This window comes from Kingella oralis (assembly GCF_014054985.1).
Lineage (GTDB): Bacteria > Pseudomonadota > Gammaproteobacteria > Burkholderiales > Neisseriaceae > Kingella_B > Kingella_B oralis.
The window spans coordinates 1,034,570-1,049,429 of record NZ_CP059569.1; the positions used below are offsets into that span (position 1 = coordinate 1,034,570).

Sequence of the window (14,860 nt, forward strand, 5' to 3'; positions counted from 1 at the left end):
CGCATCCTGTTGATGGGATGCGTTTTTGCTTTTCAGGCTGCCTTTGGTGTGCGATGAGGCAGCCTGAAAACACGTTGGCATGATTGTTTTAAGTTGTTTGGTTGTAATAGTTCGGTTGCAACCGCCCTGCTCTGCCCTAATGATTCATTTCGCTAAAACGTGCTTTACTCGTTTTCAGGCTGCCTTATCTGGTTGAGGCAGCCTGAAATTTATTTTTTGTTCGGCAATGTTTTTTGCGCTTCGTTGAGCATTTGGGTTTTCAGGCTGCCGTTGTTTTTCTCCAATGCTTCAAGCTGTTGGAGCGTGTAGGCGGCTTGTTTGTTGCCTTGCGCGGCGGCTTTGCCATACCAATATTTGGCTTTTGCCATGTCTCGGGTTACGCCTGTGCCTGTGGCGTAGCGCGCGGCGAGGTTGTTTTGCGCTTCGGCGTGTCCTTTTTGGGCGGCTTTTTCGTACCATTGGGCGGCTTTTTTGTAGTCTTGCGCGGTGCCGATGCCGTCGCTGTACATCAGGCCCGCCATAAATTGGGCTTCGGGTTCGCCTTGCGCGGCGGCTTTTTCATACCAATGCAGGGCTTGTTTGGCGTCGGCTGTGGTGCCCAAGCCGTCTTGATACAGCACGGCTAGGTTGTGCTGCGCGGTGGCGTCGCCTTTTTTGGCGAGCGGTTCTAGGATTTTGAACGCGGTGGCATAGTCGCCTTTTTGCACGGCGGCGATGGCTTGGTTGTAGACGGCTTGGTTGGTGGCGCTTTTGCGGGCGTTGGCTTTTTTGCTGTGCTGGGCGGGGGCTTGGGCGAGCGCGGCTTGGGGGGCGAATGCGAATGCGGCCAGGCTGGCGGTGAGCAGGCAGGTTTTCCATGTTTTTTTCATTGTGTTTTCCTTATTCGGTGGCGACGTGCACGCTGGTGGGGTTGAGAGGGGCGAGGTCTTGCGGGGAAATGGCGACGAGAAAGCCGCGTTTGCCGCCGTTGATGTAGATGGTGGGCAGCGCGTAGATGCTTTCTTCGACGAACACGGGCAGCGGGGTTTTGGTGCCGAACGGGCTGGTGCCGCCGACCAGATAGCCTGTCCATTTGCTGGCTTGGTTGGGCTGGGCGGGTTCTATGTGTTTCATGCCCAGCTCGCGGGCGAGGTTGCGCGTGGAGATGTGTTTGTCGCCGTGCATAATGCAGATTAAGCCTTGTTTTTTATCGTTTTCCAGCACGATGGTTTTGACGACGGCGTGTTCATCCACGCCAAAATGTTGCGCGGGAACGGCCGTGCCGCCGTGTTCTACATAGGGATAGAGTTTGGGCTCAAAGGCGATGTTGTGCTCACGCAGAAAGCGGATAGCGGGGGTGATGGGGTAGTCGGGTTTTGCCATGATGTTGGAGGGATGGGTTGCAAAAAGGCGATTTTAGCAGTTTTCAGGCTGCCTTTCGCGCTTTGCTGGCTGGCGCTGGCTGGGGGATGCGCATGGGCAGCCTGAAACGCGGTAAAATGGTGTTTTTAAACCATGAAAGGAGTGCAACATGGCAGCGCAATCTTGGCTTTATTGGGCGTTGGCTTCGGCGATTTTTGCGGCGATGACGGCGATTTTTGCCAAACTGGGTTTGCAGGGCGTGGATTCGGATTTTGCGACGTTTATCCGCACGCTGGTGATTATTGCGGCGTTGAGCGCGTTTTTGACTTATGCGAAAAAATGGCAGCCGCTGGGCAGTTTGTCGGCGAAAAATTGGCTGTTTTTGATTTTGTCGGGCTTGGCAACGGGGGCTTCTTGGCTGGCGTATTTTAAGGCGTTGCAGATGGGGGATGCCTCGCAAGTGGCGCCGATTGATAAGTTGAGCGTGGTGTTGGTGGCGGTGTTTGCGGTGGTGTTTTTGGGGGAGCGGCCCAACGGGCAGACTTGGCTGGGGATTGCGCTGGTGGCGGCGGGGGTGTTGGTGTTGGCGGTTAAGCGGTGAGGGGCGTTTCGTTTAATACGGGGATGATGTGATGCAGCGTATAGAGGCAGCCTGAAAAGCTAAATTTGGCTTTTCAGGCTGCTTTTTATGGTGGGCAAGTATTGGGCGGTAGCTAATCGGCAATAGGGTATCGGATGGACGATAGGCAGCCTGAAAACGGGTGTGGGTTTATTACGGCGAAATTATCGTGGGATAAGGTTTGCTAAACGGTGCGTGGCAAAGCCACACGCCCTACTTTTTGAGTGGCTATAAAACGGCATTTAAAACGTTTTCAGGCTGCCTTTTCGCTTTCAATCTATCGTTTCTGCAATTAAGCCGTTTCATGGCGTTGCGCCGCCATACCCACGCTAGGTGCGCTGTATTTTTACCCAGTGCGCATTGTGGCAACGCCCTACTCTGCACGAATAAGGCAGCCTGAAATTGGGGTTCGCGCTTTCTACGGCTTGCAAGCAAGCCGTGCGCTGGCAAATGTTTCAGGCTGCTTTTGATTATTGCTGCGCGTTCACATAGCGCATCACGTCCACCATCACTTCATCGGGCGCGCCTGCGCTGGTAATCACTACGCCTTGCTCGTCGGCGGCGAGCGGCTGCAAGGTGTCTAGCTGGGATTGAATCATGCCTGCTTTCATATAATGCCCTTGCCGCGATTCCATGCGGGCGCGGTTGGCGGCGATGGGGGGCGACAGATGCACAAAATGCACTTCACCTTGCGCCTGCCGCAAAATATCGCGGTAGCTGTGTTTGAGCGCGGAGCAGGTAACGATGGTGTGGCTTGCGCCGTGTTGCGCTTGCTCGCTCATCCAGTCGCGCAGCCGTTCTAGCCACGGGCGGCGGTCGTCGTCGTTGAGCGGGATGCCTGCGCCCATTTTGTCGCGGTTGGCTTGGGTGTGAAAATCGTCGCCTTCGGCAAAGGGGCAATGCAAATGCTGTTGCAGGGCTTCGGCAACGGTGGTTTTACCACAGCCGCAGATGCCCATGATGATGTAGTGGTGGGTCATAAATGGCGTTCCTTTCTAATTGGGGCAATGGGCATGGCAGCCTGAAAACTGCCCCGATAAAATGTGAAGCTACTTTTGCGGATGGGAGCGGCTGTTTGTTGAACCTGCCGCCCCCATCCTAACCTTTCTCCGCCAGCGGGAGAAGGAGCGGCTTGCTGTCAATAATCATCAAGCCTGCATACTTTTTGGAACAGCATCATAAAATCACCCCAATAGCGCAACTGCGCCCGCCGATAGCGCAAAGCCAATCAGCGCGATGAGGGTTTGATTGACTGTCCACGTTTTCAGCGTGGTGGCGACGTCTAAATTGAGCAAACGCCCCACCAGCCAGAAGCCCGAATCGTTCACATGGCTGGCGGCCACCGAGCCTGCGGCGGTAGCCAGCACCACGCCTGCCAGTTGCCAATCGTTATAGCCAGCGGCGGCAACGGCGTTTGCCATCAAGCCAGCGGCGGTGGTTAGGGCAACGGTTGCCGAGCCTTGCGCGATGCGCAGTGCCAACGCCACCAAAAAGCAGCCGAGTAACACGGGCACGCCCAAATGCGCCATGCTGTCTTTGAGCGCGTCGCCAATGCCCGATGCGCGCAACACGCCGCCAAACATGCCGCCCGCGCCTGTAATCAGGATAACGGAGCAAACGGGTCCGAGCGTGCCGTCCAGCGTTTTTTCCAACGCGCTGCCGTTCATGCCGCGTTTGGTGCCGAGAAAATACATCGCCGCCAACACCGAAATCAGCAGCGCAACGGGCGTGCTGCCCACCATGCGCAAAAATTGCACGGCGGGCGATTTGCCGTCCACCCAGCCCGATGCGCTTGCCATGTGCAAGCCTGTGTTGAGGAAAATCAACAGCATGGGAATCATCATCAGCGACACCACCAAGCCTGCGCCGGCGGGCTGCTTGGGCTGGTCGTCGTCTTGTTTGCCGCCTGCGATTAAATCGGGCACGTTGATGGGGAACATTTTGTCGGCCGCCAAGCCCCATGCGTAGCCGCTCACCAACCAAGTGAGCACGGCGATGGGGATGCCCAAAATCAACACATAGCCCAAATTGGCGCCGTATAACTCGGCGGCGGTAATCGGGCCGGGGTGCGGCGGCAGGAAAACGTGCATCACGGAAAACGCGCCGATGGAGGGCAAGGCATACGCCAACACGGTGGCTTTCATGCGCCGCGCCACGGCGAACACGATGGGCAGCATCACCACCAAGCCCGCGTCAAAAAAGATGGGAAAGCCAAACAACAGTGATGCCACGCCCAACGCAAACGGGGCGCGCTTTTCGCCAAAGGTGCGAATCATGGCATCAGCAAGCGATTGCGCGCCGCCCGATGTTTCCACCAGCCGCCCGAGCATCGCACCCAAACTCACCAAAATCGCCACGCCGCCGAGCGTGCCGCCAAAATTTTTCAACAACACATCGTTCACAATGGCTTGCGCGGGAATGCCTGTTGCCAGCGCGGTGAGCAGGCTCACCACGGTGAGCGTGAGCAGCGCGTGAACGCGCCAGCGCATAATCATCAATAAAATTAAGGCGATGGCTGCGGCGGCAATCAGCAGCAGCGTGCCTGAGCTTAGGGTTTGATGCCAATCGTTCATGGGATTCTCCTGTTGTAGCAAGGGATGGTGGGAAATAATTGTTAGAAATCAGAACCGGATGAACCGTTACGGGGGTGGTGTTGCGCCCTGCCCCTGCGGCGTGGAGGCAACGAAGCAAACGGCGCAGCGGGCGCGAACTGCCGCGCGGATGGTTCAACTGTGTTGGCGGTATTATGGCACCGGTGTAAAGATTTGTTTAGAATTTTTTGTTATGGTTAAGCGGGAGATGATTGTTAGGGTGGCGTGAGGTGTTGCGGATGTGGCTTAATTAAGCGGGTAGAGGCAGCCTGAAAACGGGAAATGGCGCGTTGGCGGCTCGCCGGCAAATTCGTTTGCCATCGTTTAATCACCGTTTAAACGGCAAATGCAACGATTGCCTACTCATTTTTCAGGCTGCCTCATCGTGCAAACAAAAGGCAGCCTGAAAAATAATCCAATGGCGCATGGGCGGCTTGCCGACATTTTGGCGACGAGCCGTTGCCGCTCCATTTTTCGTTTTTCAGGCTGCCTTGAACGATAACCGCCCTAGCCCAACGCCTTACGCGCTCCTGCAAACAAGCGATACCAGCCTGCCAGCTCATGCTGTTTCCAGCTTTCGGGCAGCCAGCTCATTTGCGCGGTGCGGAAGGTGCGCTCGGGGTGCGGCATCATAATGGTAACGCGCCCATCGCGGGTGGTGATGCCTGCGATGCCGTTGGGCGAGCCGTTGGGGTTGAGCGGATAGGCTTGGGTAACTTCGCCCAAGCCGTCGATGTATTGCAGGGCAACGGCCAAATCTTGCGGCACACCGCCGCCCGCGCCAAAGTGGGCAAAATCGGCGCGCCCTTCGCCGTGGCTCACCACCACGGGCAACGCGCTGCCCGCCATCTCCGCCAAAATCAGCGAGGGCGATTTGGGCACGCGCACCATGCCGAACCGCGCTTCAAACTGCTCCGATTCGTTGCGCTTGAATTTCGCCCAATGGTTCGCATGTGGGATGATTTCGGCAAGGTTGCTCATCATCTGGCAGCCGTTGCACACGCCCAGGCTCAATGTGTCGGGGCGGGCGAAAAAGGCGGCGAACATATCGCGCAGCTTGGCGTTGAACAAAATGGTTTTTGCCCAGCCCTCGCCCGCGCCCAGCACATCACCGTAGCTGAACCCGCCGCACGCCGCCAGCATTTGAAAATCGGCAAGGTCGGTACGCCCGCTTAGCAGGTCGGACATATGCACGTCATACGCCTCAAAGCCTGCGCGGTGGAACGCTGCCGCCATTTCCACTTGCCCGTTTACGCCTTGTTCGCGCAATACGGCGATTTTGGGTTTCAGGCTGCCTGAAATAAATGGCGCGGCGATGTCTTCGCGCAGGTCAAACGTTAAATCAGCGAACAATTTGCTGCGGGCATTGTCTTTAAGCAAGGCAAATTCACTGTCGGCGCAGGCGGGGTTGTCGCGCAGGCGTTGGATTTGGTGGCTGGCTTCCTGCCACGCAGCCTGCAAATCGGCCAATGCAAACACGGTTTCGCCGATTTTGAGGTCGCCGCTGCCGATTTCAGGCTGCCCGATTTGGTACAGAAGTTCGGGGAACTCGCGCTGCTCGAACAAGGCCTGCACATAATGCAAATCTTCATGGCGGATTTGGATGACCGCACCCAGTTCTTCATTGAACAGGATGTCTTGATCGCAGCGGTTTTCCACCAGCCGTTCCATGGCGAAATCTTCTTCCAAATCAATGTTCAGCCCCGTGCGGCCGGCAAACGCCATTTCTGCCAGCGTGGCAAACAGGCCGCCGTCCGAACGATCGTGATAGGCCAACAGTTTGTCTTCGGCCACCAGCTGCTGCATGATTTCGTAGAACACTTTCAGTGTGTCCGCGTCGATGTCTGGGCTTTCGCCGCCCAAGTCGTTCCACACCTGGCTCAATGCAGAGCCGCCCATGCGCGCCTTGCCGAAGCCTAAATCCACCAGCAGCAGCACGCTGTCCGCCACGGGTTTGATGTCGGGCGTAACGGTTTTGCGCACGTCCTGCACGGGGGCGAAGGCGGAAATAATCAAGGAGAGCGGCGACACGACGGATTTCTGCGCGCCGTTTTCCTGCCACACGGTTTTCATCGACAGGCTGTCTTTGCCCACGGGGATGCTCACGCCGAGCGATTGGCACAGTTGCGAAACGGCATCCACGGTGCGGTAGAGTTTTTCGTCTTCGCCCTTCACACCGCAGGCTGCCATCCAGTTGGCGGACAATTTGATGTTGCCCAATGCGCCGATATGGGTTGCCGCGATGTTGGTCAATGCTTCGCCCACGCACATTCTGCCCGATGCGGGCGCGTCAAACAGGGCGAGCGCGGGTTTTTCGCCCATGCTCATGGCTTCGCCGCGATGCGTGTTGAAGCCCATCAGCGTAACGGCGCAGTCGGCCACGGGAGTCTGCCACGCGCCCACCATTTGGTCGCGGTGCGTCATGCCGCCCACGCTGCGGTCGCCAATGGTAATCAGGAAGTTTTTCGCGGCCACGGCAGGCAGGCGCAATACGCGATACGCGCTTTCTTGCAAATCGTATTGGGATGCGTCAAATGCCGTTTCAGGCTGCCTTACGGTGTTATCCGTGCGCGTGGTTTTGGGCGGTTTGCCGAGCAACACATTGAGCGGCAAATCAACAGGGCTGTTGTCAAACACATCATCGCGCACGCGCAAATGTCCATCATCGGTAGCCGTGCCAACCACGGCAAACGGGCAACGTTCTCGTTCGCAAATGGCGCGGAATGTATCCAAATCTTCGGGCAAAATTGCCAGCACATAACGCTCTTGCGATTCGTTGCACCAAATTTGCAAGGGCGACAAGCCGTGTTCTTCCAGCGGCACATCACGCAGCCTGAAAACCGCGCCGCGCCCTGCATCGTTTACCAATTCGGGAAAGGCGTTGGACAAGCCGCCCGCGCCTACGTCGTGAATGGAAATAATCGGATTGGCATCGCCCAGCTGCCAGCAGCGGTCTATCACTTCTTGCGCACGGCGTTCCATTTCGGGGTTGCCGCGTTGCACCGAGTCAAAATCCAAATCCGCGCTGTTGCTGCCCGTTGCCATAGAAGAAGCCGCGCCGCCGCCCAAGCCAATCAGCATCCCCGCGCCGCCCAGTTGCACCAGCAATGCGCCCTCGGGGATTTCGTTTTTGTGCGACTGCGCCGCTTGGATGTTGCCCAAGCCGCCCGCAATCATAATCGGCTTGTGGTAGCCATACACTTGCTGGTTAAAGGTTTGCTCAAAGGTGCGGAAATAGCCCAGCAAGTTGGGACGACCAAATTCGTTGTTAAACGCTGCGCCGCCGATGGGGGCTTCAAGCATAATGTCCAGCGCGGATGAAATGCGGTTGGGCTTGCCGTAATCGCGCTCCCAAGGCAGCCTGAAATCGGGAATTTGCAAATTGGAAACAGTGAAGCCTGTTAGCCCTGCTTTGGGGCGTGCGCCGCGCCCTGTTGCGCCTTCATCGCGGATTTCGCCGCCTGCGCCTGTTGCCGCGCCGGCAAAGGGGGCGATGGCGGTGGGGTGGTTATGCGTTTCCACTTTCATCAGGATGTGGGTGTTTTCAGTATGAAAATCGTAGGCTTGGTTGCACGCCGCGCTGGGGTAGAACCGCGCAATTTCCGCGCCTTCGATGATGGAAGAATTGTCTTTGTAGGCAACGATGGTGCCGTTGGGGCTGGCTTCGTGGGTGTCGCGTATTAGGCGGAACAGCGATTTGGGCTGTTTTTCGCCGTTGAGCACAAAATCGGCGTTGAAAATTTTATGGCGGCAATGCTCGCTGTTGGCTTGGGCGAACATCATCAGTTCCACGTCTGTTGGATTGCGGTTTAACGCGCGATAGTTGTCCAGCAGATAGTCCACTTCATCGGACGAAAGCGCCAAGCCCATTTCGGCGTTGGCGGCAAGCAGCGCGTCTTTGCCGCCGCCCAGAATATCCACGCTGGCGAAGGATGGGCTGTCGTGTTGCGCGAATAATTGCGCGGCAGCCTGAAAATCGGGCAACACGCTTTCGGTCATTCTGTCGTGCAACAAGGCAGCCCATTGTTCGCGCTCATCCGTTTTCAGGCTGCCTGAAAGCGATACCGCCATGCCGCGTTCAATGCGCTCAATGTGCGCCAAACCGCAGTTGTGCGCGATGTTGGTGGCTTTGGAAGACCACGGGGAAATCGTGCCGATGCGCGGGGTGATTAAAAAAAGGCTTTGCGTGGCATCTGGGGGAGTTACCCGTTCAGCAGCCAGCAAAGCCTTTAATTGCAACGCATCCGCATCTGATAGCGGCGCATCCGATGCCACAAAATACCAATATTCGCTGGCAACAGCGTGTTCAGGCAGCCCGAGCGTTTGGGCTTTTTGCAGCAATTTGTTGATGCGGAAAGCAGAAAGCGCGGTTTCGCCGCGAAAAGCAGTAACAACAGACATGGTCTCAATCTTTCGTTCAGACAAGGGTTGGGAAAAAGGCGGATTATACGCGAGATTGCGATGCTGGTTTGCAGGGCAGCCTGAAAATTTAGCCGTTTTACGGTAAACTAACACCTTTTTCAGGCTGCCTATTTTCAGGCTGCCCTTTTATTATTGATTATTGTATGACTGCACACACGCCCCATCCGCACACCGCCAAAGTTCGCCCCAGCAAAACGCTGGTTTCCACCGTTTGGCTGATTCCCCTTGCCGCCGCCATTGTGGGCGGCTATCTGTTGATTGACAGCTTTCGCTCGCGCGGCACAGAAATCAAGCTGTATATGGATAACGCCGATGGCATTGAAGTAAACAACACCACCATTCGGATGCTGAATGTGGAAGTGGGGCGCGTGATACGCATCCGCTTGCAGCCCGACCAAAAAGGTGTGGAGCTTACTGCCAAAATTGACAAAGACGGCGCGGCTTTGATGCGTAAAGACACGCAGTTTTGGGTGGTCAAACCGCGCATAGACCAAAACGGCGTAACCGGGCTGGGCACGCTGCTTTCAGGCTCATACATCGCGTTTAGCGCAGGCAGCCCGCAAAGCGAAGTGGAACACGAATTTAAAGTATCCGACTTGCCGCCGATTTCCGCCGCAGGGCAAACAGGCTTGCGCCTCACGCTCACGGGCAAAAACCGCAAAATGATAGGCGCGGGCAGCCCCGTGATGTATGAAAATCACACCGTGGGCACGGTGGAAAGCGCGAAATTTGACCCGAAAACGCAAAGCGTGCAATACAGCATTTTCATCCAAAGCCCCAACGAAAGCCTTGTGAACTCGGGCAGCCATTTTTGGCTGGACAGCGGCATAGACGTGCGGCTGGACGGCGGCGGGATTAAAGTGGACAGCGCACCGCTTTCTGCCATTTTGTCGGGCGCAATTGCGTTTGACTCGCCCCCCTCTGCCAACAATGTGAGCAGCGGCACCACCTTCACCATCCACAACGACCGCGCCGAAATTGAAAACCAGCCCAACGAGCGCACTTTGTATTACGTTGCCTTTTTCAACAGCTCCGTGCGCGGTTTAGACATCGGCGCACCCGTGGTGTACAAAGGCATCCGCATTGGCAACGTTGCCGCTGTGCCCTATTTTCAAGCGGGCGACAGCGCGAAATTGTTTGAACACGGCTACGTTCCCGTGCGCATTCGCATAGACCCCGACCGAATTGAACAACGTGGCGACACGCCCCAAAGCAAAGCATACTGGCAAAGCACGTTTCAGGCTGCCTTAGATAACGGCTTAACCGCCAGCTTGGGCAGCAACAATTTGGTACTCGGCAGCAAGCTGGTGGAGCTAAACGACAGCCCCAGCAGCACGCCGCCGCTGAAACCGCACAGCGAATACGGCGGCGACATCGTGATTGGCACGCGCGGCGGCGGCTTGGATGATTTGCAAAACCAAGTAGCCAAGCTGTTGGACAAATTCAACGCCCTGCCGTTGGATAAAACCGTGGGCGAGCTTAACGGCAGCCTGAAAGAGCTACGCGGCACGCTGAAATCCGCGCAGACCATGCTGGCATCGGCAAACAAACTCATCGCGCAAAACAGCACGCAAAGCCTGCCCGCCGAGCTGAACCAAACCCTGCGCGAGCTGCGCCAAACGCTGCAAGGCGTGTCGCCGCAATCGCCCGTGTATCAAGACGTGCAAAACACGCTGCAAAGCATAGACCGCACCTTGCAATCCGCCCAGCCCGTTATCCGCACGCTGAAAGAACAGCCCAATGCGTTGATTTTTAACAGGGGCGGCAAAGACCCGATTCCGAAGGGTAAATAAGGCGGATGCGGATAGGCAGCCTGAAACTTGGCGAACGCATCATTAAAGATGAGAAAATGGTTGTTTGCCAAAAGCTGTTTCAGGCTGCCTATCTGCCACTGTGGCGCATCGCCCTGCTCTTGTTTCATTTGCTCTACAACTGTTTTCCCGTTTTCAGGCTGCCTTAACCTAACAGGCAGCCTGAAACGCCTAATCCCCGCCCTACTCTATTTCATGCCAAACCTGCAACCGATGGAACATCGGCAGCTCGCCGACATATTGGCAACTTTTTAAGCCCAGTTGAACGCACCATTTTTAGATTTCAGGCTGCCTTTGCTGCCCCAAAAGGCAGCCTGAAAACCAAACCAACAAATCACCATGCTCACCGACCTAGAAAAAAACGCCATCCGCGACCACTACCGCGCCATCTCCGAAAACCTGCCCCACTTTCGCCCCCGCCCCGCCCAGCGCGAAATGATTGCCGCCATTGCCAACGCCTTTTCCCGCACGCTCACGCGCGAAGAAGGCGGCGACGCGCCCGAGCGACAAGGCGAGAGCATCGCCGTTATCGAAGGCCCAACAGGCGTAGGCAAATCGCTGGCGTATTTGTTGGCAGGCGGCATCATGGCGCAAACGCGCAACAAGCGCCTAATCGTTTCCAGCGCCACCATCGCCCTGCAAGAGCAATTGGTGGAACGCGATTTGCCGTTTGTGGTCGCGCAAAGCGGGCTGGAACTGAGCTTCGCCCTCGCCAAAGGGCGCGGACGCTACCTCTGCCCCTACAAACTCTACCAGCTCACTCAAACCAACGCCCAGCAAACCCTAGACGGCATAGAACAGCCCGCCGTGCTGTGGAGCAACAAGCCCAAAGCCGAAGAAATCGCCACTCTGCAAAACATGGCAAACCAATTTGCCAGCCGCCAATTCAACGGCGACCGCGACACATGGAGCGAAAAAATCGACGATGCCCTGTGGCAGCAAGTAACCAACGACCGCCACGGCTGCCTGAAATCCGCCTGCCCCAACCGCGCCGAATGCCCGTTTTACCTCGCCCGCGACACGCTGGAACACACCGATGTCATCGTTGCCAACCACGATTTGCTGCTCGCCGACATCAGCATGGGCGGCGGCGTGATTCTGCCCGCGCCCGAAAACAGCTTCTACTGCATTGACGAAGCGCATCATCTGCCGAAAAAAGCCCTGAACCAATTTGCCGCCGAACACACCTGGCTACACGCGATGTGGACAGCCGAAAAACTGCCGCAGCACACGCAAAAAATCGCCCTGCTCACCGACAAGCTAGAACTTGCCAACCTAGCCAACGAAGCCGCCAACAGCCTGCTAGACAGCCTAAACGAATGGCAATTTCACCTGATGGATGCGCCCGAATTAGCCGCCAGCGAGCAAGAGCACGAAACCATTTGGCTGTGGCAAGACGGCATCATCCCGCCCGAATTGGAAAACCTTGTTCACAACACAAACATCGCCGCCCAAGCCCTTGCCAACAACGTCAGCCAGCTTGCCGACGCGCTTGCCGCCGCCCGCCGCGACAAAGACCAAGACAGCAGCCAAATAGACCGCATCAGCACCGAATTTGGCATCTTCGTTGCCCGCACCGAGCAAATCGCCGCCGTGTGGCAACTCATCGCCACCGCCCCCAGCGAAGACAAAGAACCGCTCGCCAAATGGATAAGCCACCCGCAAAGCGACAAAATAGACTGGACATTCCACGCAAGCCCCATCACCGCCGCCACCATGTTGGCAAACAAATTATTCAAACGCGCAGCAGGCGCCATTCTCACCTCCGCCACCTTGCAAAGCCTCGGCAACTTCAAGCTGCTGCTCAACCAAACAGGGCTCACATGGCTGCCCGAAACCACCACCCTCGCCCTGCAAAGCCCATTTAATTTTGCCGAGCAAGGCGAACTCTATCTCCCGCCCATCAGCACCAGCCCCAAAGACCCCGTCGCTCACACCAACGAAGTGATTGAATGGCTGCCCAAGCTCATCAGCGACACCGCTCCCATAGGCACGCTGGTGTTATTCACCTCGCGCAAGCAAATGCAAGAAGTCGCTTTCAGGCTGCCTGAAAACTACCTGCCGCACCTGCTGATACAAGGCGAACAATCCAAATCCAAGCTGCTTGCCCAGCATCATCAAAACCTTGCCGATGGCAAGCCCAGCATCATCTTCGGGCTAGACAGCTTTGCCGAAGGGCTAGACTTGCCGCACGAAGCCTGCGTGCACGTTATCATCGTCAAACTCCCCTTTTCCATGCCCGACAACCCCATAGAAAAAACCCAAAGCCGCTGGATAGAAAAACGCGGCGGGCGACCCTTTATGGAAATCACCGTGCCCGAAGCCAGCATCAAACTGGTGCAAGCCGTTGGGCGGCTGATTCGCACCGAAAGCGACTACGGGCGCATCACCATCCTAGACAACCGCATCACCACTCAACGCTACGGGCAACAACTGCTCGCCTGCTTACCGCCGTTTAAACGGCTAGGGTAAACCCCGCGCATACGGTTTCAGGCTGCCTATTGTGTGTGTCGCATACACAATAGGCAGCCTGAAACCATAGCGGAGTTGCGAAGTTAAAACAATCCAATGGAGTGTCGGCGGCGCGCCGCCCAATCAGCCCATTCAGCCAAATCATCCTTTGCCAGCGCACGGCTTGCCAGCAAGCCGTAGAGGCGCGGATTAGCTTTTCAGGCTGCCCAACCTTTGCGCCCACGTTCACACGCCGCATCCCGTTTCAGGCTGCCTTATCGCATAAACAAAAGGCAGCCTGAAAAACAAAAACCGCTTGGTGTTCTGCCACGCGGTTTTTGCTGGATAGATTGGTTTGAGCTTCGCAACGCCGCTACGCTCCGCAGGCTGCCTATTCCATCAAGGCATTTGTAGGTCAGGCATTGATGCCCGACAAATACTATTTGTCTCTTAACACGCCAGAAATTTAAAAACATCGGGCATCAATGCCCGACCTACTTAGGTTTGGCAATGGTTTCAGGCTGCCTAATGCTTCACAACTGCTTGATGCTACTGCCCTTTCCCCTACACCCAAAGCCAACCACAAAGCACAAATTATTTTCAGGCTGCCTCAATCCGTCAAGGCAGCCTGCGGGGCGTAGCGGAGTTGCGAAGCTAAAATTAAAAATGGAGCGTCGGCGGCTAGCCGACAAATTCGTTTGTTATCGTTAAATCATCATTAAAACAGCATCGTGTATTTGGCGTAGGGCGTGCAGCATTTCAGGCTGCCCATTTCACCGCCGCCGCAAAATCACACTCAGCCCCGCGCCAAACAACGCCGCCAAAGCAAACGGCAACACGGGCGACAACACAATCGCCAGCACCGTCTGCCACACGCACAGCCCCAACAGCGACACCCCGCCCCAAGCCGCCAATATAGCCGATGCCAGCATCAGCGCAAAGTTAATCAGCATATTGGTGGAAACGCTGCGCGACTCGGTTTCAGGCTGCCGAAACAGTTGATAAAGCGCGCTGCAATACGTGGCGGCATCCAAGCAAAGTTTGGTGAGCAGCAGGGAAAAGACAAGGTTGAAGGTGGTTTGCATAATGGGTTGGATTTAAGAATGCAGCCTGAAACCGTTTTCAGGCTGCCTATTGTGAGTTATTGCGCCACTACCGCGCGTATCAACTTCTCCGCATTTGCCAGCGTGTTTTCCACTTCGCTGTATTCAATGCGGCTGCCGTCAATCAGCGCGTGGGTGTCGGTGAACACGGCTTGCACGCCCGCTGGGGTTTGCGTTACCAACACGCGCAGCGGCAGTTGCAGCGCGAAGGTGGGGTCTTTCACCATCAGCGGCGTGCCTGCTTTGGGCGTGCCAAACACAATCACGGTGGCGGGTTGCATTTCCAAGCCGCTTTGACGGGCGGCGGCGCGGTGGTCAATCACGGCAAACACGGTCATGCCTTTGGCTTGGATGGCGTTTTGCAGGCGCGTTACCGTTTCGTCAAACGGGTATTGGCTGGCAACGGTGTGGATGCGCGGCGCGTTTGTGGCTTGCGTGGCAGGCGCTTCGGGCGCGCTGTTTTGTGCGCAAGCGGTTAAGCTGGCGGCGGTTGCCAATGCGGTTAGGGCGGGTTTAATCATA

At 56.4% G+C, this 14,860-nt stretch carries 12 protein-coding genes; 4 read left to right on the forward strand and 8 right to left on the reverse strand.

The features are described from left to right. Positions 1 to 209: 209 nt before the first annotated feature. Positions 210 to 869, reverse strand: coding sequence for a tetratricopeptide repeat protein (locus tag H3L93_RS05460; RefSeq protein WP_003795601.1), 660 nt, complete (start codon positions 867 to 869; stop codon positions 210 to 212). Positions 870 to 879: 10 nt separating this feature from the next. After that, positions 880 to 1,362, reverse strand: coding sequence for a Cys-tRNA(Pro) deacylase (ybaK, locus tag H3L93_RS05465; RefSeq protein WP_003795598.1), 483 nt, complete (start codon positions 1,360 to 1,362; stop codon positions 880 to 882). Between the two features lie 148 nt (positions 1,363 to 1,510). On the opposite strand from ybaK, the gene H3L93_RS05470 reads away from it, so the two are divergent. Continuing rightward, positions 1,511 to 1,942 carry an EamA family transporter gene (locus tag H3L93_RS05470; protein ID WP_003795597.1) on the forward strand — a complete coding sequence of 144 codons (432 nt, stop codon included), beginning with the start codon at positions 1,511 to 1,513 and terminating at the stop codon, positions 1,940 to 1,942. Positions 1,943 to 2,430: 488 nt separating this feature from the next. On the opposite strand, the gene H3L93_RS05475 is transcribed toward H3L93_RS05470, so the two are convergent. Together H3L93_RS05475 and H3L93_RS05480 are read right to left on the reverse strand one after the other, a co-directional pair. Continuing rightward, positions 2,431 to 2,940, reverse strand: a complete 510-nt coding sequence (locus H3L93_RS05475; RefSeq protein WP_003795594.1) for a gluconokinase — start codon at positions 2,938 to 2,940, stop codon at positions 2,431 to 2,433. A gap of 204 nt (positions 2,941 to 3,144) precedes the next feature. Then, the gene (locus H3L93_RS05480; RefSeq protein WP_003795592.1) at positions 3,145 to 4,533 is read right to left on the reverse strand and encodes a GntP family permease; all 1,389 of its coding nucleotides are present in this window, start codon (positions 4,531 to 4,533) and stop codon (positions 3,145 to 3,147) included. Positions 4,534 to 4,897: 364 nt separating this feature from the next. Between H3L93_RS05480 and H3L93_RS05485 the strand changes: the two genes are divergently transcribed. Continuing rightward, positions 4,898 to 5,053, forward strand: coding sequence for a hypothetical protein (locus tag H3L93_RS05485; RefSeq protein WP_155803079.1), 156 nt, complete (start codon positions 4,898 to 4,900; stop codon positions 5,051 to 5,053). A 5-nt stretch (positions 5,054 to 5,058) separates the two neighbouring features. Here H3L93_RS05485 and purL read toward each other — a convergent pair whose 3' ends face one another. Continuing rightward, on the reverse strand, positions 5,059 to 8,952 hold the full coding sequence (purL, locus tag H3L93_RS05490) for a phosphoribosylformylglycinamidine synthase (RefSeq protein ID WP_003795587.1): 3,894 nt from the start codon (positions 8,950 to 8,952) through the stop codon (positions 5,059 to 5,061). Positions 8,953 to 9,116: 164 nt separating this feature from the next. On the opposite strand from purL, the gene pqiB reads away from it, so the two are divergent. Next, on the forward strand, positions 9,117 to 10,766 hold the full coding sequence (pqiB, locus tag H3L93_RS05495; protein WP_003795585.1) for an intermembrane transport protein PqiB: 1,650 nt from the start codon (positions 9,117 to 9,119) through the stop codon (positions 10,764 to 10,766). Between the two features lie 357 nt (positions 10,767 to 11,123). Beyond that, a complete protein-coding gene (gene dinG, locus H3L93_RS05500) occupies positions 11,124 to 13,256 on the forward strand; it encodes an ATP-dependent DNA helicase DinG (RefSeq protein ID WP_003795581.1) in 2,133 nt (710 codons plus the stop codon). Here dinG and H3L93_RS05505 read toward each other — a convergent pair. The 3 genes from H3L93_RS05505 to H3L93_RS05515 all read right to left on the reverse strand — a co-directional run bounded on the left by H3L93_RS05505 (position 13,240) and on the right by H3L93_RS05515 (position 14,856). Next, complete coding sequence (locus H3L93_RS05505; RefSeq protein ID WP_003795579.1) at positions 13,240 to 13,494, reverse strand: hypothetical protein; 255 nt, start codon at positions 13,492 to 13,494, stop codon at positions 13,240 to 13,242. The genes dinG and H3L93_RS05505 overlap by 17 nt on opposite strands. A 514-nt stretch (positions 13,495 to 14,008) precedes the next feature. Next, positions 14,009 to 14,320, reverse strand: a complete 312-nt coding sequence (locus H3L93_RS05510) for a hypothetical protein (RefSeq protein WP_003795574.1) — start codon at positions 14,318 to 14,320, stop codon at positions 14,009 to 14,011. Positions 14,321 to 14,376: 56 nt separating this feature from the next. Then, the gene (locus H3L93_RS05515) at positions 14,377 to 14,856 is read right to left on the reverse strand and encodes a DUF302 domain-containing protein (RefSeq protein ID WP_040558460.1); all 480 of its coding nucleotides are present in this window, start codon (positions 14,854 to 14,856) and stop codon (positions 14,377 to 14,379) included. Between the last annotated feature and the right edge of the window lie 4 nt (positions 14,857 to 14,860).